The sequence below is a fragment of the Pengzhenrongella phosphoraccumulans genome (assembly GCF_045689905.1).
Lineage (GTDB): Bacteria > Actinomycetota > Actinomycetes > Actinomycetales > Cellulomonadaceae > Pengzhenrongella > Pengzhenrongella phosphoraccumulans.
Map to the genome: position 1 here is coordinate 3055495 of NZ_CP144210.1, position 22746 is coordinate 3078240.

22 protein-coding genes are annotated in these 22746 nt (G+C 69.1%); 11 read left to right on the forward strand and 11 right to left on the reverse strand.

The annotated features are described in order from the left end of the window. The first annotated feature begins 98 nt into the window (after positions 1–98). Together VTA80_RS14075 and purE are read left to right on the forward strand one after the other, a co-directional pair. Entirely contained in the window at positions 99–1406 is a 1308-nt protein-coding gene (locus VTA80_RS14075) for a 5-(carboxyamino)imidazole ribonucleotide synthase (RefSeq protein ID WP_407341723.1), read from the forward strand. 77 nt (positions 1407–1483) lie between these two features. Beyond that, entirely contained in the window at positions 1484–2002 is a 519-nt protein-coding gene (purE, locus tag VTA80_RS14080; RefSeq protein WP_407345777.1) for a 5-(carboxyamino)imidazole ribonucleotide mutase, read from the forward strand. On the opposite strand, the gene galE is transcribed toward purE, so the two are convergent. Together galE and VTA80_RS14090 are read right to left on the reverse strand one after the other, a co-directional pair. Continuing rightward, positions 1992–2984, reverse strand: coding sequence for a UDP-glucose 4-epimerase GalE (gene galE / locus VTA80_RS14085; RefSeq protein WP_407341724.1), 993 nt, complete (start codon positions 2982–2984; stop codon positions 1992–1994). The genes purE and galE overlap by 11 nt on opposite strands. Then, entirely contained in the window at positions 2981–3856 is an 876-nt protein-coding gene (locus tag VTA80_RS14090; protein ID WP_407341725.1) for a hypothetical protein, read from the reverse strand. The genes galE and VTA80_RS14090 overlap by 4 nt, the downstream gene beginning before the upstream one ends. Before the next feature lie 239 nt (positions 3857–4095). Between VTA80_RS14090 and VTA80_RS14095 the strand changes: the two genes are divergently transcribed. Genes VTA80_RS14095 through VTA80_RS14110 form a run of 4 tightly spaced genes read left to right on the forward strand, consistent with a single transcriptional unit; the run spans position 4096 to position 7476 of the window. Then, complete coding sequence (locus tag VTA80_RS14095; RefSeq protein WP_407341726.1) at positions 4096–5208, forward strand: hypothetical protein; 1113 nt, start codon at positions 4096–4098, stop codon at positions 5206–5208. Further along, entirely contained in the window at positions 5205–5966 is a 762-nt protein-coding gene (locus VTA80_RS14100) for a glycosyltransferase family 2 protein (RefSeq protein ID WP_407341727.1), read from the forward strand. Before VTA80_RS14095 ends, VTA80_RS14100 begins: the two co-directional genes overlap by 4 nt. Then, positions 5963–6805 carry a ChbG/HpnK family deacetylase gene (locus VTA80_RS14105; RefSeq protein WP_407341728.1) on the forward strand — a complete coding sequence of 281 codons (843 nt, stop codon included), beginning with the start codon at positions 5963–5965 and terminating at the stop codon, positions 6803–6805. The genes VTA80_RS14100 and VTA80_RS14105 overlap by 4 nt, the downstream gene beginning before the upstream one ends. After that, positions 6802–7476 (forward strand): class I SAM-dependent methyltransferase, encoded by a 675-nt coding sequence (locus tag VTA80_RS14110; protein WP_407341729.1) that lies wholly within the window; start codon positions 6802–6804, stop codon positions 7474–7476. The genes VTA80_RS14105 and VTA80_RS14110 overlap by 4 nt, the downstream gene beginning before the upstream one ends. A 7-nt stretch (positions 7477–7483) precedes the next feature. Here the strand turns inward: VTA80_RS14110 and VTA80_RS14115 are convergent, their stop codons facing one another. From VTA80_RS14115 to VTA80_RS14125, 3 genes are read right to left on the reverse strand one after another with little or no spacing between them, the layout of a single operon-like run. Then, a complete protein-coding gene (locus VTA80_RS14115; RefSeq protein WP_407341730.1) occupies positions 7484–7774 on the reverse strand; it encodes a helix-turn-helix domain-containing protein in 291 nt (96 codons plus the stop codon). Continuing rightward, complete coding sequence (locus VTA80_RS14120; protein ID WP_407341731.1) at positions 7771–8232, reverse strand: DUF2975 domain-containing protein; 462 nt, start codon at positions 8230–8232, stop codon at positions 7771–7773. Before VTA80_RS14120 ends, VTA80_RS14115 begins: the two co-directional genes overlap by 4 nt. Next, positions 8229–8444, reverse strand: coding sequence for a hypothetical protein (locus tag VTA80_RS14125; RefSeq protein WP_407341732.1), 216 nt, complete (start codon positions 8442–8444; stop codon positions 8229–8231). The genes VTA80_RS14120 and VTA80_RS14125 overlap by 4 nt, the downstream gene beginning before the upstream one ends. Positions 8445–8568: 124 nt before the next feature. Here VTA80_RS14125 and VTA80_RS14130 point away from each other — a divergent pair, with 124 nt between their 5' ends. Then, on the forward strand, positions 8569–9747 hold the full coding sequence (locus VTA80_RS14130) for an acyltransferase family protein (RefSeq protein ID WP_407341733.1): 1179 nt from the start codon (positions 8569–8571) through the stop codon (positions 9745–9747). On the opposite strand, the gene VTA80_RS14135 is transcribed toward VTA80_RS14130, so the two are convergent. From VTA80_RS14135 to VTA80_RS14160, 6 genes are all read right to left on the reverse strand, one after another. Further along, positions 9733–10653 carry an LCP family protein gene (locus VTA80_RS14135; RefSeq protein ID WP_407341734.1) on the reverse strand — a complete coding sequence of 307 codons (921 nt, stop codon included), beginning with the start codon at positions 10651–10653 and terminating at the stop codon, positions 9733–9735. The two genes, VTA80_RS14130 and VTA80_RS14135, sit on opposite strands and share 15 nt — an antisense overlap. Positions 10654–11074: 421 nt before the next feature. Continuing rightward, positions 11075–12334: an LCP family protein gene (locus VTA80_RS14140; RefSeq protein WP_407341735.1), complete on the reverse strand. Its 1260-nt coding sequence runs from the start codon at positions 12332–12334 to the stop codon at positions 11075–11077. Positions 12335–12451: 117 nt separating this feature from the next. Continuing rightward, the gene (gene rfbB / locus VTA80_RS14145) at positions 12452–13447 is read right to left on the reverse strand and encodes a dTDP-glucose 4,6-dehydratase (RefSeq protein WP_407341736.1); all 996 of its coding nucleotides are present in this window, start codon (positions 13445–13447) and stop codon (positions 12452–12454) included. 108 nt (positions 13448–13555) lie between these two features. Continuing rightward, complete coding sequence (locus tag VTA80_RS14150; RefSeq protein WP_407341737.1) at positions 13556–14692, reverse strand: acyltransferase family protein; 1137 nt, start codon at positions 14690–14692, stop codon at positions 13556–13558. Between the two features lie 73 nt (positions 14693–14765). Continuing rightward, entirely contained in the window at positions 14766–15848 is a 1083-nt protein-coding gene (locus VTA80_RS14155; RefSeq protein WP_407341738.1) for a glycosyltransferase family 2 protein, read from the reverse strand. Next, a complete protein-coding gene (locus tag VTA80_RS14160) occupies positions 15845–16942 on the reverse strand; it encodes a glycosyltransferase family 4 protein (RefSeq protein WP_407341739.1) in 1098 nt (365 codons plus the stop codon). Before VTA80_RS14160 ends, VTA80_RS14155 begins: the two co-directional genes overlap by 4 nt. Before the next feature lie 106 nt (positions 16943–17048). Between VTA80_RS14160 and VTA80_RS14165 the strand changes: the two genes are divergently transcribed. From VTA80_RS14165 to VTA80_RS14180, 4 genes are all read left to right on the forward strand, one after another. Further along, positions 17049–18050 (forward strand): class I SAM-dependent methyltransferase, encoded by a 1002-nt coding sequence (locus VTA80_RS14165; protein ID WP_407341740.1) that lies wholly within the window; start codon positions 17049–17051, stop codon positions 18048–18050. Positions 18051–18179: 129 nt separating this feature from the next. Beyond that, entirely contained in the window at positions 18180–19019 is an 840-nt protein-coding gene (locus tag VTA80_RS14170) for an ABC transporter permease (protein WP_407341741.1), read from the forward strand. Beyond that, positions 19016–20224: an ABC transporter ATP-binding protein gene (locus VTA80_RS14175; protein WP_407341742.1), complete on the forward strand. Its 1209-nt coding sequence runs from the start codon at positions 19016–19018 to the stop codon at positions 20222–20224. Before VTA80_RS14170 ends, VTA80_RS14175 begins: the two co-directional genes overlap by 4 nt. Next, the gene (locus VTA80_RS14180) at positions 20221–22728 is read left to right on the forward strand and encodes a glycosyltransferase (protein ID WP_407341743.1); all 2508 of its coding nucleotides are present in this window, start codon (positions 20221–20223) and stop codon (positions 22726–22728) included. Before VTA80_RS14175 ends, VTA80_RS14180 begins: the two co-directional genes overlap by 4 nt. Positions 22729–22746 lie beyond the last annotated feature (18 nt).

The following is a 22746-nucleotide window of genomic DNA, read 5'->3' on the forward strand; positions in this document are numbered from 1 at the left end:
TTCCCTCGATGTGCGGGTAACAGACCTGGTCCCTTCCTTATCGACGCGAACGAGGGGCGGATGAAGGGTGCAGGGGTGACCGTCTAGGCTTCCGCCTCGTGGCAGACCTTGTGGTGGCAGTGGTCGGTGGCGGACAGCTCGCCCGGATGATGGCGCCGGCGGCGGCCGCGCTCGGAGTGCACCTGCGTGCGCTGGTCGAGGATCGGACGTCGTCGGCCGCCCAGGTGATCCCCTACTCGCGTGTGGGTGCCGCGAACGACGAGGTGGAGATCCGTGCCCTGGTCGCGGGGGCGCAGGCGGCGCGCGGCCGACGGGAGGCGGCACCCGCCAACGACGGTTCTGACGGGGGCGCCGATGGCCGCGCCGCCGACGTCCTCACCTTCGAGCACGAGCATGTGCCGAACTCCCTGCTCGAGCAGCTGGTCTCTGAGGGGCACCCGGTCCGCCCGGACGCCTCGGCGCTGGTCCACGCGCAGGACAAGATCGTGATGCGCCGCCGGCTCGGCGAGCTCGGCGTGCCGTGCCCGCGCTGGGTCGAGCTTCCGGACGCCGGCGCGCTGGAGACCTTCCTCGGTCAGGTCGGCGGCACGGCCGTGGTGAAGACCGCGCGCGGCGGCTACGACGGCAAGGGGGTGCGGATCGTGAAGTCCACCGCTGAGGTGGCCGACTGGTTCGAGGCGTCGAAGGCCGTCGACGGCCCGCGCATCCCGCTGCTCGCCGAGGAGAAGGTTCCTTTCACCCGCGAGCTGGCCGTGCTGGTCGCGCGCCGCCCGTCGGGCCAGGTGCGCGCTTGGCCGGTCGTTGAGTCGGTGCAGGCGGCAGGGGTGTGCGCGGAGGTGATCGCGCCCGCGCCCGGGCTGGACCCCGAGGTCGCCCGCGCGGCGACACAGCTCGCCATCACCATCGCAGAGGGTCTGGGCGTCACGGGGGTGCTGGCCGTGGAGCTCTTCGAGGTCCCGGGGATCGACGGTGGCCTCCCGACCGTGGTCGTCAACGAGCTCGCGATGCGCCCGCACAACTGCGGGCACTGGACCATCGAGGGGTCGACGACGAGCCAGTTCGAGCAGCACCTCCGCGCGGTGCTCGACCTCCCGCTCGGCGGGACGGCGGCCCGCGAGGGCTGGTCGGTGATGGTCAACGTGATCGGCACGGGGTCCGCAGACCCGGTCGACGCCCTCGCCGCTGTCACCGCGCTCGACGACGGCGTCAAGGTGCACCTCTACGGCAAGTCGCCGCGCCCGGGCCGCAAGCTCGGCCACGTGACTGTCATCGGTGACGACCTCCCGCAGGTCCTCGCCCGGGCCCGCGCCGCCGCGTCAATCCTGAGCCGGGGAAACATGTCAGCCCCAGCGGGGGTTGTCACTCCCATCGGATCGGATTCAGCAGGGGATCGGGAGCAGTCATGAACGCAGGGTTCGCCATCGGCACACCGGCGACGCCGGCGAGCAACCCGGACGCCGTCGGGCCGTTGGTCGGCATCGTCATGGGGTCCGACTCCGACTGGCCCGTGATGCAGGCCGCCGCTGACGCCCTGGCCGAGTTCGGCATCGCGGTCGAGGTCGACGTCGTCTCCGCGCACCGCCAGCCCGAGAAGATGGTCTCCTACGGGCGCACCGCCGCAGAGCGGGGCCTGCGTGTGATCATCGCCGGCGCCGGGGGTGCAGCCCACCTGCCCGGCATGCTCGCTGCAGTGACGGTGCTGCCGGTGATCGGAGTCCCAGTACCGCTCGCGCACCTCGACGGGCTCGACTCGCTGCTGTCGATCGTGCAGATGCCCGCGGGCGTCCCGGTCGCGACCGTCTCGGTCGGCGGCGCGCGCAACGCCGGCCTGCTCGCCGTTCGCATCCTGGCGTCGGGGGCCGACGACGACGCCGCTCGCCTGCGGTCCGCAATGCTCGCCTTCCAGGAGGAGCTGCGTGATCAGGCGACGGCCAAAGGTGAGCGGCTGCGGGTCCAGTACTCCGCCGGAAAGCGTGGCCCGTCGATGGGCTTCAGCGCCTGAGGGTCATTGCCTCTGAACCCCTGGCTGCACGGGCGGCCCAGGCGCTCGCAAGGATCTCAGGCAGTCCGGCCCTCGCGCGCCAGCCCAACGTCTCGGCAATGCGGTCGACCGAGGCGACGAAGCTCGCCGCATCGCCCGGGCGTCGCGGTGCGAGGTCAGGGCTCGAACTCGCACCCGCGAGGGCGATGAGCCCGTGGACCACCTGGAGCACCGAAGATCCGATGCCGGTCCCGACATTGAACACGTCATGTTCCCGCACGGGACGGGCCGCGTAGTCGAGCGCGGCGAGATGCGACCGGGCGACGTCCATGACGTGCACGAAGTCCCGGACGCAGGAGCCGTCGGGAGTGCGGTAGTCGTTACCGAACACCTGCGGGTGCTCATCCCGCGAGATCCGGTCGAGGACCATCGTGATCAAGTTGCCGTTCTCGGGGTCGCCGAGGTCCGGCCAGCCGGCGCCGGCCACGTTGAAATAGCGCAGCGAGACGCCTCGCAGTCCCCACGCCCGCGCCGCGTCCCGGATGAGCCATTCGCCGACCAGTTTCGTCTCGCCGTACGGGCTGACCGGGCAGGTCGACGAGCTCTCGGTGACGAGGCCCGACACAGGGTCTCCGTAGACCGCCGCCGACGACGAGAAGACGAGGCTGTAGACCCGCGCCGCCTCCATCGCCGCGAGCACGTTCGCCAGCCCCGTGACGTTCTGCTGGTAGTACCAGGCGGGTCGCGCCATCGACTCCGCGACCTGCTTGCGCGCGGCCAGGTGGACGACAGCAGTCACGCGGGCCGAGTGCATGAGCTCGGTCAGCCTGCCGATCGCGCTCGGTTCGGTGACGTCCAGTTGATGGCTCGGCGTGCTCGCGATTCGTGCCGGGTCCCCGGTCGAGAAATCGTCCACGACGATCACGTCGCGTCCGACCTGCTGGGCGAGCCGTGTGATGTGGGCGCCGATGTAGCCGGCGCCGCCCGTGATCAGCACTGTCATGCGGTATCGGCGTTCTGCCTTGGCAGCGCCCGGCTGTGGTCGACGCTCGAATCCGGGGCTGCGAACCTTGCCAGGCTCAGTGCTCCCGTGAGCACCAGCGCGAATCCGACGGCGGCGGCGACCGCGCCTCCTGGGGCCGGCCGATCACCGCACAATGCCATGCCGAGCACCGCTCCGAGCATGGTCTCGGTCGCGACCATCGGTGCGGTCGCGCCGACGACGGAGGCGCGCTGGAGCGCCATCGCTGCGAGCAGCAGTCCGAGGGCGCCGCCTGCTCCGATCGCCCACGCGGCCGGGTCGACGACCAGTGCCGCCGGATCGAAGGTCCTAAGGATGCGCGCGCCGAGGGCGAGGACCGCGAACGAGACTCCAGCAAGCGACCCGAGGACCAGCCCGCTGTGCGCAACGGACCTGATCCGGGTCGCGGCGCCGCCGGCGCCAGCGATAGCGATCAGCGCGACGATCAGACCGAGCCGCGTTCCGGCAGGGACTGCGCCGGACCCACTGGCCCCCGCCGCAGCACCGAGTAGAACAACACCCGCGACGACGGCGATCACCGCTCCGACCTCCAGCCGGCTGAGCCGAGCCCGGAGAATCAGCACCGCGAGCACTGCCGTGACCGCCAGGCTCGACGCGCGCCCGGCCTGGACCACGAAAAGGGGCAGCGTGCGTAGGGCGAACAGGGACAGCGCAAATCCGGCGGCCACCAGGGCGAGGGCCGCGACGTAGCCCGGACGTCGCAGCAGTCGGACGATCAAGGTCGCATCAAGTCCTGGCCGAGCCGGCTCTCGCTGTGCGGCTCGGGCCTGCAGCACCGTAGCCGTGCCTGAGCACCCGGCGGCCGCGACGACCCCGATCAGAGCGAGCGACACCGCGAGACCCTTTCGGAAGGCCCTGCCGGTTGACCGGGACCGGATGGTGCCGGCAGGTAAGATTATGCACTGGTGCCAGGGGGATGCCCCAGGACACAGGGGGAACTATGGACACCGTAGTGCCGCGGCAGCACGGCCGTGTGACTTCTGGACCTGCGAAGCGGGCCGAGTTGTTCCCCCGCGCGCCCCTCCAAACACCGCCCTTCCCCTGGCTTCCTGTTCTCGGTTTCTTTGCGGCCATGTGTCTGCTTCTCACCGTCGTGGTGGCCGCGGCCTCTAGCACCGTCGAGCGGTCGAGCGCCATCCTGGCCGGACCTGCCTGGCTGGACGGCTGGTTCCAGTTCGATGCCGGCTGGTACTACGGAATCGCGACCGGCGGCTATAACTATGTTCCCGGGCAGCAGTCCTCGATCGCCTTCTTTCCCACCTACCCGATGGCCGTGCGCGGGCTCGGTGACCTTCTCGGCGACTACCAGATTGCCGGTTCCCTGATCGGAGTCGGGTCCGGGGCCGCTACGGTGCTGCTCTTCGGTGCGTGGGTGTGGCGGCGCCTGCCGAGGTCGAGCGCCTTGACCGCGGTCGCGGTCATGATGGTGTACCCGTTCTCGCTCTACCTGTACGGCGCGATGTATGCCGACTCACTCTTCTTGCTCACTGCGCTCGGCGCGTTCGTGCTCCTGGAGCGCAGGATGTACTGGCTCGCCGGCCTCGTCGGGGCGCTCGCTACGGCTGGCCGCCCCGTCGGGATCGCGGTCGCCGTCGGGCTCGTGGTCCGGATGCTCGAGCTCGTCGCTCAGGATCGCGGTACGAGCGGGTGGCGAGGGATCGTCGGCGCACTCCCCGCCGTGCGCTGGCGCCAGGCCGGGGTCCTGCTCTCGGGGGCTGGCCTGCTCGCCTGGACCGTGTATCTGTGGCTCGTGTTCGGCAACCCGCTGGCCTTCGTGGCTGTGGAGTCCGCTCCCGGGTGGGACCAGGGTGTCGGTCCGCGCACCTGGTTCAAGCTCACGTACCTCGGCACCGTGATCAATGGTCCGTACTCGATCGCGCTCGTGCTCACCCTCCAGGCACTCGCCTGCCTCGCCGCCGTACTGCTGCTACGCCGGGTGGGGCGCCGGTTCGGGTGGGGGTATGCGACGTATGCCGCCGTCGTGCTGCTGATCCCGATCCTCGGCACCAAGGATTTTATGGGCACTGGCCGGTACGTGCTGGTCGCGTTCCCCGTCCTGGCCGCTGCGGGCGAATTTCTTGCGACGAGCCGGAGGCGGTGGCTACGGCCGGTGGCTCTGTTTACGAGCGGCGTTCTGCTCGTCGTGATGACGGTCTTGTACAGCCGAGGGATTGAGGTTTCATGACCACCGAGCTCGAGCCGGAGCGCTTTGCGCTCCTGTCGATCTTCTTCCCGATGTGGAACGAGGAGGCGTACATCCATCGCGCCGTCCGCGCGGCGAAGGAGATCAGCGAAAGGCTGGTCGCCGACGGCGAGATCGTCGACTACGAGCTCATCGTCGTCGACGACGCCTCCACTGACGCGACCGGGGCACTCGCCGATGCCCTAGCGGCGGCCGACCCGCGGGTGCGGGTGGTCCACCACTCGCACAACCGCAAGCTCGGCGGATCGATCAAGAGCGGCTTCGAGGCGGCGAAGGGCGACCTGGTGCTCTACACCGACGCCGACCTGCCGTTCGAGATGCTCGAGCTCATCCGTGCGATCCGGGTGCTGCGGACCTACGAGGCCGACATCGTCAGCGCCTACCGGCTCGATCGCACCGGTGAAGGACCGCGGCGCGCCGTGTACTCGTGGGGGTACAACTGGCTGATCCATGCGATGTTCGGCACGCGGCTGCGGGACATCAACTTCGCGTTCAAGCTGTGTCGGCGACGGGTCCTGGATCACATCTGGCTGTCGAGCGAGGGGTCCTTCATCGACGCCGAGCTGATCATCCGCGCGCAGCGCTCAGGCTTCGAGATCGTCCAGATTGGCGTCGACTACTTCCCGCGCACCCGTGGGATCTCGACCTTGTCGTCGTTCGGGGTGATCCGGACGATGCTGCGCGAGATGGTCTCGCTGCGCGAGGACCTCAAGTCCGTCACTCCCGTCGCGCGCGCATGACCCGGCTGCTCATCGTCACGGCCGACGACCTTGGCCTGACCGAGGGGGTCGGCCGCGCCATCCACCGCGGCCACGTCGAGGGCATCGTGACGTCCACGACGCTGCTGGCTGTCGGCCGGGCGTTCGAGTCCGCGGCCGCGATGCTGCGAGACACCCCGACCCTCGACCTCGGCGCCCACCTGGCGCTCGTCGGCGAGGACCCGCCGCTGCTCTCCGCGCGTGAGGTGCCGACGCTGGTGAACGCGCGCGGGTCGTTCCCCCTGACCTACCGGACCGTTGTCGCGCGCGGGGTCGCGGGACGCATCGATCCGGACGATGTGCGCCGCGAATTGTCTGCCCAGCTCGAGCGGGTCCTCGGCATCGGGCTCCCGGTCACGCACCTGGACACCCACCAGCACACGCACCTGTGGCCGGTCGTCGCGCGGGTGGTGACGGGTCTCGCCGTCGAGCACGGGATCCCCGCCGTTCGCCTGCCCGCCAGCCGACGTCGAGGCCCGGTCGGCGCGGGGGTGGGGGTGCTCGCCGCCGCGCTCCGGCGCCGGCTCCGCTCTGCGGGTCTCGCGACGACGGACGGGTACGCGGGCCTGGACGAGGCCGGGTCGATGGACCTGTCGACCTTCGGGCGGTCCCTCGCCGGCCTGGCGCGCGGAACCGGGGCAACGGTCGAGATCAACGCCCACCCGGGCGAGGCGGGCGACGTCGACGCCGACCGGTTCGCGTGGGGCTTCCACTGGGCGGACGAGCTCGCGATGCTGACCGACCCCAGCGCGCGCGCCATGGTCGTCGAACGCGGCTACCGGCTCGGCTCGTTTCGAGACCTTGCCGGGGCGCGCGCATGAGTGGGCCCCGTCGCCGGCCGTCCGCCGCGGGCCGCGCCGCACTGGCCCTGTATGGGGGCGAGCCTGCGGCCGCCCGTGCGCACGTGCTCGTGCGTTGGTGGAGCGCGCCCTTCGAGCCGGTCGCCGCGGCGCTCCCGGCGTCGGGCCGGATCTTGGAGATCGGTTGCGGTCACGGGCTCTTCTCCGCCTATGCCGCGCTCAGTGAACCCGGGCGCACGGTGACGGGCACCGACATCGATGCGGGCAAGATCCGCCTCGCCCAGGCGGCTGCCCGACGTTCGACGGCGCGCCTCACCTTCGCGGTCGACGAGTCCGGCGCCGTTCCGGCGGGTCCCTGGGACGCCGTCGCGTTCGTCGACATGCTCTACCTCCTGCCTGCCGTGTCGCAGCGCCGCCTGCTGACCGATGCCGCAGCCGTTCTCGCCCCCGGCGGGAGCCTGATCATCAAGGAGATGGGCACGCACCCGCACTGGAAGGTTCGGTGGAACACCCTGCAAGAGACGGTGTCAGTCAAGGTCTTGCGGATCACCGAGGGATCGTCGTTCGACTTCGTCGAACCCTCGATCATGGCGGGGTGGCTGCGTGAGCTCGGCCTGACCACGACCACGCAGCGCCTGGATCACGGCCGGATGCACCCCCACCACCTCCTCACTGCCCGCCGTCCAGGTTGAGCTGACCTCACGGATCGGATCGGTCGACGGTCAACAAGTCGCCCGGTTGGCAGTCCAGGGCGTCGCAGACTGCCGTCAGCGTCGAGAACCGGATCGCCCGGGCGCGGTCGTTCTTCAGCACCGACAGGTTCACCACCGTGACCCCGGCGCGCACCGCAAGTTCGGTCAGCGTGAGCCCTCGCGCGGTGAGCAGGGCGTCGAGATGGCACACGACGCGGTGCTCCGTGCCGCCCGCCGGGTCGTCGCGCGGGGTCTCGTCCGGGGTCACGTTGGGCGTCGCAGCTGCCTGCCTGCTCATACGAGCCCCGCGGTGTCGGCACTGAGCTGCGTCCCGCGCCGAAACGCCTCGGCGACCACGAGGATCAGCGCGGCGATGCCGATCGGCGCGAGCGAGGCGCCGAACACGACTGCGAAGGGGTTGGTCCCGTCGGCGGCGTCGAACGAGGTCATGACCGTGATCGCCGCGAAGCTCGGCAGCATCGGCGCGACCATCCCGACGACGCCCACGATCGCCCCGGTCCACCCGATCCGGGCGGCGTTGCTCCGCCGGAAGGGGTCGCCCGCCGCAACCGCGTTGACGACGGGAACCAGCAGCAGCGCGCACGCCCCGATGCCGAGTCCCATCAGCGCAGCATCGCCGCGCGCGAGGAAGCCCGTCCAACGGCTGGCACCGGTGAACTCGGCCACGAGCTGCAGCCCGTCCGGCGCGACCTGGAGGCGGGCGCCGTCGGGCACGACGACGCCGTCGACGCTCACTGAGACCGGGCCGCGGGGGCGCCGTCGTCCGCCTCGAGGCTGATCGGCACCGTCACGGTCGCCGGTGCCTGCGTCGCGCCGTTGATCGCGTACCCCACCCCGCTGACCGCGGCGACGACGCCGGCGAGCAGCAGCAGGCCGGCGATCACCCGGCTGGTCCGCGGTCCGACGTACTCCGAGTCGCGCAGCGCCATCCGCAGCGTCGATTTCATGGCTCCCCCAGGTCTGTGTGCATATCGAAGATCGATACGTTGAGACCCAACATACATATCGATCCTCGATATGTCCAGCCCTGTGAGTTGCGGTTTGCGAGGTCTTTACGCTTACAGTCGATCGATGCCACTTGCCACCCTGCCGACCTCAGCCGCGCCGTCGGGCACCCTGCTTGACGCCCCTCGCACCCCGACCGTCGAGCTGCAGGAGGCGGTGGTTCCACCGCGTCGCGCCCGCCTCGGAGCCCTCGACGGACTCCGGTTCTTCGCCGCGATGGCGGTGCTGATCTACCACTACACGGTGCGCAACTCCCAGGCCTGGGGGCGCCCACCGGCCGAGGTCTTCCCGAACGTGGGGGAGTGGCTGATGTACGGCTCGCTCGGCCCGGAGCTGTTCCTGGTGATCAGCGGGTTCGTCATCCTCATGACCGCGTGGGACCGTTCCGTGGCCAACGTCGCCGCGTCCCGGATCGCGCGCCTGTTCCCTGCGTACTGGTCCGGGGTGCTGCTCACCGGCGCCCTGCTGCTGTGGATCTGGCCCGGCGGCAAGGACGTCACGCCCGGCGAGGTCGCGGTCAACCTCACGATGCTGCAGTCCCTGTTCGATGTGGGGAACGTCGACGGCGTCTACTGGACGCTCTGGGCCGAGCTGCGGTTCTACGCGCTGATCGTCGTGTTCGTCGCGATCGGCGTCACGCGTCGCCGGGTGCTGCTGTTCGCCTCGCTGTGGCCCGCGCTGGCCCTCGTGGCCGACGCCGTCGGGTCCGGGTGGTTGCAGACCATCCTGGTCGCGCAGTTCGCGCCGCTGTTCGCCGCCGGGATGGTCCTGTTCCTCATCCGGCGCGAGGGGCACTCGCGGGGCGCGTGGTGGCTGGTGGTGGCCAACACGGCCGCGGCCGTGTGGCTCGTGGTGCCCGACCAGATGGTCAAGCAGCTCCGGAACACCGACCACGCGCCGTCGGCCGTGGTCCTCGCCGTGCTCGTCGTGGCCTGCATCGCCATGGTCGCCGTCGTGACCCTGACGCCGGTCGCGCGGCTGGACTGGCGCTGGCTGACGACGCTCGGCGCGCTGACTTACCCGCTGTACCTCGTGCACGAGCACTGGGGCTGGTGGCTGATCTCGAACCTCGCCGGCACGTTCTCGCCCTACGTGGTGCTCGCCTTGGCAACGTCGTTCGCGCTCATGCTCGCCGCGACGATCCACTACGGCGTCGAGAAGCGGGTGGGGCCGCCGTTGCGCGCAGCTGTGCAGGCCGGGTTCGAGCGGGTCGGGGCCGTGGTCCGCGGTTCAGGGGGTCGGTAGCCCGCCGACAGGACCGGCGGGCAGCGTCCCTGCCAGGATTGCGGCGAAGAACGCCGGGGCCGTGTCCGGGTCGAGCTGCACTGTCGAGCCGACGCCCCCCGGGCGGTAGTCCGGGTTGGAGATCGGGGGCGTGCCGCGGATGCCGGTGGGGCCGGTTGCGCTGCGGAAGGCGAGCGCGAGGCGGCCGAGGTCGATGATGTCCGTCTCGTTGCTCACCTGGACGGCGCCGAGGCCGGTCTCGATGAGCTTGACCTGGCGGCCGGGGTGAAGCACCAGCGACGGCGTTGCGATGGTCGACGAGAGCGCCGAGATGAGCTGCTGCTGGCGCTTGGCGCGGCCGATGTCGCCCTCGCGGTCGGCCTTGCGCATGCGAGCGAACGACAGCGCCATCGTGCCGTCGACGACCTTGCACCCGGGTGCGTCCCAGATCAGCCCCGAGTCGGCGTCGTTCATCGGTAGCTCGACGAGGTTGACCGCGGGGTCCAGGCATAGTTCGACGCCGCCGACGGCGTCGACCACGCTCTTGACGCCACCGAGGCCGATCTCGACGAAGTGGTCGACATGGAGGCCGGTGAGCTGTTCCACGGTTTGGACGAGGAGCGGCGCCTGACCCAGGGAGTACGCGGCGTTGAGCTTCGCCGGGCCGTGGCCCGGGATGTCGACGTAGGTGTCGCGTGGCAGGCTGATAAGGGCTGCTGGACCGCTTGGCGGGACCTGGAGCAGCATGATCGTGTCGGTGCGGGCGCCGAGCGTGCCATCCTCGGCAATCCCGTCGGCGCCGCCCCGGGAGTCGGAGCCCGCGAGCAGATACGTGGTGCCGGGGGTGTTGGCCGCACCGGACAGGGCGTCGACGTGCTGGATCTTGCCGTTGGCCCAGATCAGCAGGCCTACGGGCCAAGCGATCATGGCGATCACGACGACGGCCGCGACGATCGCGATGCGCTTACGGCGTGAGCCAGGCGTTCGAGGTGGCTTGGGAGGTCCGACGGGCCCGCGCGGAGTCGGCGGCGCCGCTGACGGGCGAACGGGCGCAGCGGCGCTCGCTGGGCCCGCCCCTCGGACAGCTGGGTCGGTCCGTGGACGTGACTGTGGGGCAGGTGGGCGCGCCGGCGTCCCGATCGAGGTCGCGTGCTCCGACGCGGACGGGCGGCGGGTCTCGCCGCCGGGGCGGAAGCTCGGCGGGACCGCCGACGGCGCGCGGCCTGTGGGGGCGCGCGGGGGAACGGGTCGGGCGGCCTGCGCCGGGCGCGAACCTGCTTCGTCGACCGGTCGGGCGGTGCCACCGGTACGGGCGCGGCTCGCGCCCGACGGGCGACGGGGGCGATCGTCAGGGGCCACGGTGGTCCTCAGCCGCAGACGGCGGTGACGTCGTCGGCCGTGATTGCGTCCTTGCCGGGCTTCTTCGTCTCAGTCGGTGCCGGTGCCGGGGCGCGGCCGGGGCGGCCGGGTCGGCCGTCGCGCCGGGGGTCGCGGCCGGGGTCTCGGCTGGGGCGGCGGGCGCGACGATCGGCTGGTCTGCCTTGAGGTTCGCCCAGACGGCGTCGGCGTCCTTGGTCATCACGACCCGGTTCGGGTCGGACGGCGCGGTGGCGAACGGGATGGTCATGAAGGTGATGCTGCCACTCGGCGTGCCGCGAAGGCTGAACGCGAGGCCGGTGAGGTTGGGGATCGAGGCGAGCTCGGGGCTCGCCGTGATCGACGACGTCGCGGCATTGAGGAACTGGAGCAGCTCGGGCACATCCGTGAGCAGGTTCTTCGACTGCACGGCGCGTACGGTCGCGGCGAGAAGCTGCTGCTGGCGCCCGATCCGGTTGGTGTCCGACCCGTCGCCGACGCCGGTCCCGGTGCGCGCGCGGGCAAAAGCGAGGGCCGTCGTACCGTCGAGCGTCTGCTGGCCGGCGGTGAGGCTCAGACCGGCCTTGGGGGAGTCCATGTCGTTCGGGACACAGATCGGCACGCCGCCAAGGGCGTCGACCATGCGCGTGAAGCCGGCGAAGTCGATCACCACGAAGTCGTCGAGCCGGAGGTCGGTGTTCTTCTCGACCGTGCGCATCGCGCACGCCGCCGCGTCGGACACCTCGCCGCTCTGGGAGCCGATCGAAAATGCGGCGTTGAACTGCCCCTTCTGGGCTTTGGAACTCGAGCCGTCCGAGCGTTCGCACGCCGGGATGTCGACCAGCGTGTCGCGCGGGATCGACACCAGATCTGCACGTTTCCGGTCCGCGGACAGGTGCAGCACGATCGTCGTGTCCGAGCGCATGCCATCGACGGAGCCGCCGATCGCCGCGTTCTCGCCGTCACGCACGTCCGACCCCATGAGGAGGATGTTGAGCGCTCGGCCTGCGTTCGGGTCGTTGGGGTCCGGCGCGACGGCGGCCGCTGGGCGGTCGTCACCGAGGAGGTTGGTGACGTCTGCGGAGCTGATGTTGCCCTGGAGCTTCGTGTAGGCAGTTGCCACGCCGGTCACGCTGAACGCGAGCAGCGCCGTGACGGCGAGCGCCGTGCCGACGACGATCCGGTGGGACTCCGGTCGGCGGGCGTGGCGCGCGGCGTGCGGGCGCGCTGAGGTGGCGTGATGGGAAGGCACCCGAGGAGTTTAGGGTGCCGGGCTGTGGGTTTGCTGGACTTGGGGCACCGCGGCGTGGAGGACCTGTGCAGATCCGCTACGCCGCGGGGCCCCAATTGGGGCGTAGCGGACGCGCGGTCAGCGGCCGAGCTGGACGTACTTGGCCTCGGTCGTGTCCTTCTGCGGGCGCCACCAGGCTTCGTTGGCCTGGTACCAGGCGATCGTCGCGGCAAGCCCGTCGCGGAAGTTCGAGAACTTGGGAGCCCAGCCGAGCTCGGTGCGCAGCTTGCTCGAGTCGATCGCGTAGCGCATGTCGTGCCCTGGGCGGTCATTGACCAGGTCGTACGCGTCGCGCGGCTGGCCGGTCAGCTCGAGGATCAGTTCGATGACGTCCTTGTTGTTCATCTCCCCGTCGGCGCCGATGAGATACGTCTCGCCGATCCGACCCCCGTCGATGATGGCCCAGACCGCCGAGTTGTGATCCTCGACGTGGATCCAGTCGCGGACATTCTCGCCTGTGCCGTAGAGCTTGGGTCGCACGCCGTCGACCACGTTGGTGATCTGGCGGGGGATGAACTTCTCGACGTGCTGGTACGGCCCGTAGTTGTTGGAGCAGTTGGAGATCGTCGCGCGGACGCCGAACGAACGCACCCAGGCGCGCACGAGCAGGTCGCTTGCGGCCTTCGTCGAGGAGTATGGGCTCGACGGGTTGTACGGCGTCTCGGGCGTGAAGCGGTTCGGGTCGTCGAGCTCGAGGTCGCCGTAGACCTCGTCGGTGGAGATGTGGTGGTAGCGCTTGTCGTGCCGGCGGACGGCCTCGAGCAGCGTGTAGGTGCCGATCACGTTGGTCTGCACGAACGGCCAGGGGTTCTCGAGCGAGTTGTCGTTGTGCGACTCGGCGGCGAAATGGACGACGACGTCTGTTTCTGCCACGAGGCGATCGACCAGAGCGGCGTCGGTGATGTCGCCCTGAACGAAGGTGATCTGGTCAGCGACGGGGGCGAGGGAAGCTTCGTCGCCCGCGTACGTCAGCGCATCCAGGACGGTGACCTGCACATCTGGACGGTCGCGGACGGTGTGGTGGACGAAGTTCGAGCCGATGAAGCCGGCTCCGCCGGTGACGAGCAGACGCACTGGAGACCTCCTGGTGGGCGCGAGGATATGAGTCGTCACCTTACCGGCCGCGTGCTGAGCTCAGGCCGGGCTCCGCGTGGCCGGGCGAGACCGGGTCCACCTCAGGGGCTAGGCGGGGAATCCGTGGCGGTGCGGGGTGGCTCCGGTAGGTTCCGCGCATGGCGAGGAAGGGCTTCTCGATCGAGTGGTACGTGAGGAAGGCCGCGCCGATCGTGATCGGCGCCACGACCAGCAGTCCGGTGGCCATCGCGGACGTGACCGGCCCCCGAGCCGGATCCACAGCGAGTCGTCCGACGCGATCCACCCGATCACGACGAAATGCAGCAGATAGATGGAGTAGCTCGTCTCACCGAGCCGGGCGAGCAGCCGCGAGAACCTGCCCGCGGATCGCTCGAAGACGCTGACGTACGAGGCGATGAACACCGCCCAGGCAGCGCCCTCAAGATCGACCCAAACGATGCGCCACCACTGTGGATCCGCATATCCGTGCAGCTGGTTGAAACCCCAGAGCAGTGCGGTGACGGCGGCCCCGCTCGCCAGCAGGGTGGGCACCGTCAGCGATCCCCGGTGCCGGGAGTAGAGCCACGCGGCGAGCATGCCGAGAAGGAATTGATCGAGGCGGCCGACCAGCGAGTAGTAGGTCAGTGCGTTGAGGTCGACGCCGGCCGGGTTGGCGAGCACCGCGAGCGCGCGGAGCAGCATCATGGCGGCAATGATCTCCAGAAGCGCGCGTGGCCCCCTCTTGTTGAGAAACGACAGGAGGAACGGGAAGACCAGGTAGAACTGCACCTCGATGGCGACCGCCCAGAACATCGCACCCCAGGCGCCACCGATGGCGATCGGCCCGAAGTTGGCGAGTGGGAGCACCGCTCGCACGAAGACGCCCAGGTCAAAGGATGAACCGGTCGCGGAGACCCCCACAAGGAGCAGGACGAGATACAGGGGGTAGATCCTCAACGCTCGGTTGCGTATGTACGGCCCGTACCGAGCGTTCTCACCGAGCATCCCCACGGTGAAGATGAACCCGCTGAGGACCATGAAGAGCGCCACGCCGGTGTGGCCCTCGAGAATGACGGTCTTGAGCGGGTTGAGGGAGAAGAGCCACCTCGCCGAGGACCCGAGACCTGCGTCCGGGGCCATCGCGAGCGAGATGAGCTGGGTGCTGTGGTAGATCAGCACCAGGAGGGCAGCCGCTGCTCGGAGATGATCGACGGGGTAGAGGTACGGTCGGTTCGACCCGCGCATGAATGCTCCAGTTCTGGCAACTCGCGATCAGGCGGACGGCGTCAGCTCGGCGCTGGACGGCGGCTCGGCAACGTCAGGTCCGGTAACCGCCGGTCGCCGCAGGCGGGGGATCCACGAGCAGCCGCTCGACCTCCGCGCGCGGGGTCCGGGCGCTCCGCCCGATCGCCCGTCGCTTGCGGAGCATCGTCGGCAGCAGCCGCGTGGCGGAGCCCATGACCCGCAGCCGCGTTCGTACATGGGCGGGAGGCTGCGATCGGCGGACGGCGATCGACGCGGTCGTGAGGAGGTACCGAGCGAGCACGCGCGCTGCGAGCGATCCGCTGGCGTTCTTCGTCACCATGAGCAGTCGGTTTCGGCCGTCGAAGAACCTGAACAGGTCGCTGCCCTCGCCGGTCGACGCGGCGTGCACGTGGTGCACCACGGCCTCCGCGCAGTGCTCGATCCGGTAGCCAGCGAGCCGCAGCCGCCAGGAGAGGTCGGAGTCCTCGTAGTACAGGAAGAAGTCCTCGTCGAAGAGGCCGACGTCGTCCAGTGCGGCCACGCGCAGGATCGCCGCGGCCCCGCAGAAGCCGAACACTTCAGGGGGCGGGCATTCCCCACCTGCTTCGGTGAGCCACCCGCGGTCGAAGCCGTAGCCGTCCCGGCTGACGGCGTTTCCGGTCGAGTTCACCAGGGTGATCGGCCCATCGGGGTCGCGCACGTAGGTACCGTCCGCGCCCGTGATCCGATCTGCCGCAGGGTCGGTCACGTTCGCAGCGCGGAACCGGTCGGCCAGGAGCACCGTCGCTGTCAGGCCCGCGAGCTGCCCGTCGGCGGCCGCGATCGAATCCACGAGGGCAGCCACGAAACCCGGGCCAGGAACGGCGTCGTTGTTCAGCAGGATGACGTAGGGGCTCTCGATCCTGCGCAGCGCGAGGTTGTTGCCGCCGGCGAAGCCGAGATTGCGTGGGGACCTGAGCACGCGGACCTCGGGGTACGTGCGCGCCACCAGCTCGGCGGTGCCGTCGGTGGAGGCGTTGTCGACTACCACGACCTCCATCGTGCGGTTGCCGAGAACCTGCGTGGCCAGCCCCGCGAGGCACTCCTCGACCAAGGTCGCCGCGTTGAAGGTGACCGTGACGACGGTGACGTCTGGGCATTCGTGGACAGCGGTCATCGCGGCGCGAGGTAGGCGTCGATGGTGCTGTCGGCGCAGGCCTCCCAGGTGAAGCGACCGGCCCAGTCGCGCCGAGCGGTCCGTGCGGTCTCGTCGTCCGGTGCGGTGAGGGCCTGCGCCATGGCCCCGGCTAGGGCAGCGACGTCGGTGGGGGGCGCGGCGATGCCGAAGGAGCCGGTGACCTCCCGCAGCACCGGGAGGTCGGAGATCACGACTGGCCGACCGGTCGCTAGCGCCTCCAGCACCGGGAGTCCGAAGCCTTCGTCTATCGACGGGAGCACCAGGGCGCGGGAGCCCGCTACCAGCGAGCGAAGCTCGTCGTCTTCGAGCCAACCTGTCACGTGTACGCCGGGCTGCTCGGCTAGGCGGGTCTCGCGGCCTGCAGGACCCGCGAGCACGAGGTCAGGTGCCCCGCTGTCCGCCGCGCGAAGCTCTTGGTGGGCGGCGAGCAGCCGTGGCAGGTTCTTGCGGGGATCGAGCGCGCCGACAAAGACGAAGTAGTCGTGCGGCAGGGCGCGGCGCGAAAGCCAGGTCGGTGTGGACCCGGCGGCTGCGAACCAGGTCGCATCGACCCCGAGCGGGGTCACGTGCACGCGTTCCGCAGGAAGCCCATAGTGCGCCCGCACGGCGGCGGCGATCGCGTGGGTCGGAGTGACTACGAGCGCGCCGCGCTTCAGTGCCTTCGGCACGAGTTCGCGGTACATCAGGCTCGCCGACGAGACCGTGCCCGAGAGCAGCTCATAGGTGAGGTCGTGGATGGTGACCACCTCGCGGGCGTGCCTCGTGGGCGGCGAGACGAAGTTGGTGCCGTGGAACACCTCGGTCGTCCCTACGAGGGCCTCGATCGGGGGGAAGGAGACGCGGCGCCAGGCCTCCCGTAGCAGTCGTGCGGGGACGCGTGGCCCTACCTGAGTCACGTCGTCGGGCAGATCCGTCAGCCGCCCGCCGCGCGCTGTCCAGGTGCTCACCCGCACCTGCGGCTCGATCCCGCGCCGGCGCAGCGCGGCGGGCAGGGCAGCGATGAGGTGCTCGGTGTAGCGACCGACACCGGTCCGCGGGCCCAGCAGAGGGGTCGCGTCCAGGGTGATCCGCATTCGCAGATGTTCTCACGCGGCGCCCACGGGTCCGGCCAGCGAAGGCGGGACGGCTCCGCCGGGCCTGCCTGTTTTGCAGCGAGGGAAGTGGAGTAGCACACTGTCGATGGCGGTCGCCGTCCTCGATCGCAAACCTCCCGTTCCGCACTGCAGTGCCGCCTGCTGGCTGGCACCCAGGAAGGCCTGTTCCATGCCGACTTACGACGCCGAGGTCGATTCCTCGGCCGACACTTCCCACGCCCTGATGCTGAGGCTAGTCGGCCCCGATCGCCGCGTGCTCGACGTCGGCTGCGCGACCGGCTATCTGGGCGAGGCGCTGATGGCGAGAGGTTGCCGTGTCAGCGGAGTCGAGCTTGATCCTGAGGCAGCGCTCCGGGCGAAGGAGGTGCTCGACGAGGTCCTCGTCGCCGACCTCGAGACGGCCAACCTCGTGGACCACTTCGGTGCGGGTTCGTTCGATGTCGTGGTCTTCGGCGACGTGCTGGAGCACGTGCGGGATCCGGAGCGGCTTCTGCGCAGCGCGGTGGGACTGCTCGCGGAGAAGGGCTCGATCGTGATCTCGATCCCGAACGTCGCGCATGCAGCGCTCCGCCTGGCGCTGCTCCAAGGGCAATGGGTCTACTCCGATCGGGGGCTCCTCGACCGGACTCACGTGCAGTTCTTCACCCGCGCGACCCTCCTCGATCTCGTGCGCAACGCCGGGTTGGTGGCGGTCGACGTCCGGTCCACGACCGCGGGGACGTTCGCGACGGAGATCGCGATCGATGCGACGAACCTGCCCGACGGGGTCGTGGAATGGGTGGAGGACCAACCCGATGCGGCGGTCTACCAGTTCGTCCTTCGGGCGATCAAGAACGATGCGGACGGCGCTGTCGAGGTGCTGCGGTTGCGTTACGACACAGCGGAGGAGACCCTGCGAAAGACCACCAAGGAGTTGGCGGCACGCCGCGCCGAGGTGGAGGCATTGAGCGCCACGGTGGCCCGGCTCGGTTCCCGCGTTTCGGTCGCCGAGGACGACTTCCATACCCTCGCCGGGACGAGGTCTTTCCGGGCACTCCGGGCGCCCCGGCGCGTCTACGGATGGGTCCGGGGCCTGCGTCAGCAGTGACTGTCTTGTCCGCCTCGCGGGACACGTCACTTAGTATCGACGCATGCACCGACGTCTTAGCCGGGGGCTTTGCCCCGGGCCTGCACCCGCTCGCCTTGGCGTTTCCTACTCGGGATCGAGCACCACATGATGGGTGATCTCGCTAACCGGCAGACGCGCGAGCTGCTCCTGAACCTCACTCTGCGTGAGGTGAAGGGGCGCTACAAGCGCACCACTCTCGGCAACCTCTGGTCGCTCATCAACCCCATCGCGACGATGGCTATCTATTCCGTCGTGTTCGGGGTCTTCATGCGGGTCCAGATCGAGCCCAGCCGTACAGGGCTGAACGTCTTTGCTCTGTGGCTGATGTGCGCACTCGTCCCGTGGACTTTCTTCTCGGGTGCCATCTCGGGCGGGCTCGGGTCGATCGTCGCGAACGCCGGCCTGGTGAAGAAGGTGTTCTTCCCGCGAGAGGTTCTCGTCGCCTCGACGGTATTCGCGCTCGACGTCACCACGGCGATCGAGCTCGGCGTCCTCATGGTCTTCCTGACGCTCTTCGGGCAGATGGTCCTCCCGTGGATCCCGATGGTGCTAGTGCTGCTCCTGCTGCTGACCGCCTTCGCGCTCGGGATCGCGCTGATGCTCGCCGTGGCGAACGTGTACTTCCGCGACACCGAGCACTTCGTGTCGATCCTGCTGCAGATGTGGTTGTACGCGACGCCGATCATCTACCCGCTCCAGTACGTTGTGGACGCGAACGTTCTGCTCAACAATTGGCTCGCCCAATGGGACCTGAGCTTCCCCTTGGTGCGGCTCTGGGAGCTCAACCCGCTCATGCACTTCACGCAGGCGTTCCGGTTCGTCCTCTACGAGGAGATGTGGCCGTCGAGCGTGGACATGGCGTGGTGCGTGGGTTCAGCGGTCATCACGCTGTTCATCGGCTGGCGGATCTTCAAGCGGTTCGAGCCGCGGATGGCGGAGGAACTATGACCGATTCGATCGTGGTCGACGGGGTCTCCAAGAAGTTTCGGATGTACAAAGAGCGCAATCAGTCGCTCAAGGCGTCGCTCATGCGCGGTCGACGCGCGAAGTACGAGGAGTTCTGGGCGCTGCGCGACGTCGGGTTCGAGATCCCGCAGGGCTCGACCTACGGCCTGATCGGCGAGAACGGCTCGGGCAAGTCGACGCTGTTGAAGTGCCTCGCGCGGATCCTCGTGCCGGACACCGGCAGCGTGCGCGTCCAGGGTTCGCTCGCCGCGCTGCTCGAGCTCGGGTCGGGCTTCCACCCCGAGCTCACCGGCCGGGAGAACGTGTTTCTCAACGGGTCGATCCTCGGGCTCGGCAAGAAGGAGATCGAGTCGAAGTTCGACGAGATCGTCGACTTCGCCGGGATCGAGCAGTTCATCGACCAGCCGGTGAAGAACTATTCCTCGGGCATGTACGTGCGGCTGGGCTTCTCCGTGGCGATCAACGTCGACCCGGAGATCCTGCTTGTCGACGAGGTTCTGGCTGTCGGCGACATGGCGTTCCAGGCGAAATGCATGGAGAAGTTCGCAGACTTCCGTGCCGCCGGAAAGACCGTCGTTCTCGTGAGCCACGCCATGGGCACGATGCGCACGATGTGCGATCACGTGGCCTGGCTCGAGCACGGCAAGCTTGTCGCCGCCGGTCCTGCCGAGGCGACGGTCGACAACTACATCGACGAGAGCCTCGCCTCCCGAAGCGAAAAGGACGAGGCCGGGCACGAGCCGGGCCGGCACGGCTCAGGCGAGGCCAAGGTCGTGCGGGTCGAGCTGCTCGATTCCACCGGCAAGAGCACCACCGCCGCACAGACAGGTGAGGCCGCAACGCTCCGGATTCATTACCACGCGGACGGGTCGCTCGAACGCCCGGTCTTCGGCCTCGCGCTCGAGAGCATCGACGGCGTGTACGTGTGGGCTTTCCATACCCGCGACGGCGGGCTCGACATCTCGAGCATCCGTGGTGACGGGTACATCGACTGCACGATCCCGCGCCTGCCGCTGCAGGCCGGCACGTTCGACGTCGTCGCCTCGATCGTCGACTGGACCACGCAGCACACGTTCGACCTGCGCCGCCACTGCCTGCGTTTCGATGTGGAACCGGGTGAGCTGCGCGAGTCTGGCGGAATCGTCGCGATGGGCGCCATGTGGTCCCCGGCAAAGGGAGAAGAGTGAGCCGCGAGAACGTGTTGACGCCCGAGGTCCGGCGGGGAGTCGTCTCGGTCATCCTCGTCAACTACAAGGGTGCGGACGACACCATCACCGCACTGCGTGCCTTCGATGACGTGGACTGGCCGCGCGAGCTGCTCGAGCTTGTCGTCATCGACAACGACTCGGGCGACGACAGCGTCGAGCGGATCCGCGCCGCGGTGCCCCACGCGATCGTCGTGCCGGCCGGGGGAAACACCGGCTTCGCTGGCGGGTGCAACCTCGGGGTCGCGCATTCGACCGGCCAGTACATCGGTCTCCTCAACAACGACGCCCGACCTGGTGAGCAGTGGATCCGTGCCGCTGTCGCCGAGCTCGACTCGGATCCCCTGATCGGCTGCGTGGCGAGCAAGGTGCTCGACTGGGACGGCGAGCGCATCGACTACGTCGACGGCTCATTGACCTGGTTCGGGATGGGGTACAAGCGCGAGGTTGAGAACCTCGACACCGGGGAGTGGGACATCGCCAAGGATGTCCTGTTCGGCACGGGCGCCGCGATGTTCATGCCGGCGGAGCTCTTTCGCGAGGTGGGCGGGTTCGACGAGCGCTTCTTCATGTTCTACGAAGACGTCGATCTCGGTTGGCGGCTCAACATCCTCGGCTACCGGGTGCGGTATGTGCCCGGATCCGTGGCTTACCACAAGCATCACGTGACGATGAAGAAGTTCGGGGACTTCCGCGAGAGCTACCTGCTCGAACGCAATGCGCTCATGTCGATGTACAAGAACCTCGACGACGTTTCGCTCGCCAAGGCGCTGCCTGCCGCGATGGCGCTCGCCATCCGTCGCTCGTTCGCGCGCGCGGGGGTCGACACGACTGCCCTCGACCTGCAGCGATCGCCCGGAGGCGACGACGTCGGCACGATCGAGCTGCCGAAGATGGCGCTCACTGCGCCGTTCGCCATCGACTACTTCGTTGACAACCTTGAGACGCTGCAAGCGACGCGAGAAGCCCTGCAGGCCCGCCGACGCCGGTCTGACCGTGAGCTCTTTCCTCTGTTCCGGCAGGCCATGGAGCCGGCGTACGCGATCGACAGCTATCTCGAGGCACACCGCGTGCTCGTCGAGGCTTTCGACATCGCGTCGCACTTCGAGGCACGGCAGCGGATCCTCGTCGTCACCGGCGAGCCGCTCAAGGCCAAGATGGCCGGCCCAGCGATCCGTGCGTGGGAGATCGCCAAGGCGCTCGCCCCCGAGCACGAGGTGCGGCTCGTGTCGACGGCAGGCAGCTCGACGTCCCACGCCGACTTCTCGGTGGAGTACGTCTACGCGCAGAAGCTCATCGACGCGACCAACTGGGCCGACGTCATCATCTTCCAGGGCTTCTTGCTCGAGGCGGCGCCGTGGCTCAAGACGAGCTCGAAGATCATCGTCGCGGACATCTACGACCCGATGCACCTCGAACAGCTCGAGCAGGCCAAGGACCTCGGTCCCGGCGAGCGCGTGATGGCGGTACGGGAGACGACCCGCGCCCTCAACGAGCAGATCGCCCGCGCCGACTACATGCTGTGCGCGTCTGACAAGCAGCGGGACTTCTGGCTGGGGCAGCTCGCGGGTCAGGGGCGGGTCAATCCCGCGGTCTATGACGAGGACGAGACGCTCGACTCCCTCCTCGCCGTGGTGCCGTTCGGGATCGCTGATGAGGACCCGGTCCAGAGTCGCCACGCCATCAAGGGTGCCATCGAGGGCATCGGATCGTTGGACAAGGTGATCCTGTGGGGCGGTGGGATCTACAACTGGTTCGATCCCTTGACCCTGATCCGGGCCGTCGACCAGCTGCGCGCGACTCGCCCGGAGGTACGGCTGTTCTTCCTCGGGCTCAAGCACCCGAACCCGGGCGTGCCCGACATGAAGATCGCCTGGGACACGCGGCAGCTCGCGGACTCTCTCGGCCTCACCGGCAAGCACGTCTTCTTCAACGAGGGTTGGGTGCCGTACGAGGAGCGGGCTGACTACCTGCTCGATGCCGATGTCGGCGTCTCGACCCACTTCCTGCACATCGAGACCGCGTACAGCTTTCGCACGCGCATCCTCGACTATCTCTGGGCCACGCTGCCGATCGTGGCGACACGGGGTGACACGTTCGGCGACCTCATTCGCACCCACGGCCTCGGCCGAGTGGTGGAACCCGAGGATGTCGACGCTCTCGCCGCCGCGCTCGAGGAGATGTTGTTCGACACCGAAGCGATCGAGGGCGTTCGTGCGCGGGTGCGCGAGTTTGCGAACGGATACCGCTGGTCGCTCGTCCTCGCGCCGCTGATCGAGTTCTGCCGGCTCCCCCGGCGTGCAGCCGACCTCGCAGCGTCCCTGGGCTCAGCGACCATCCCGCTGCGGATCGCGCCGCCGCCGCCGATCTCCATCCGCGGTGACCTGGCGCTGTTCCGGCAGTACATGGAGGCCGGTGGCGTGCGTGAGATAGCGCGTCGCGCCCGTGGTCGCATACGGCGGGTCACCGGCCGGATGCCCGCCTGACGTTCCATCAGGGGGGCG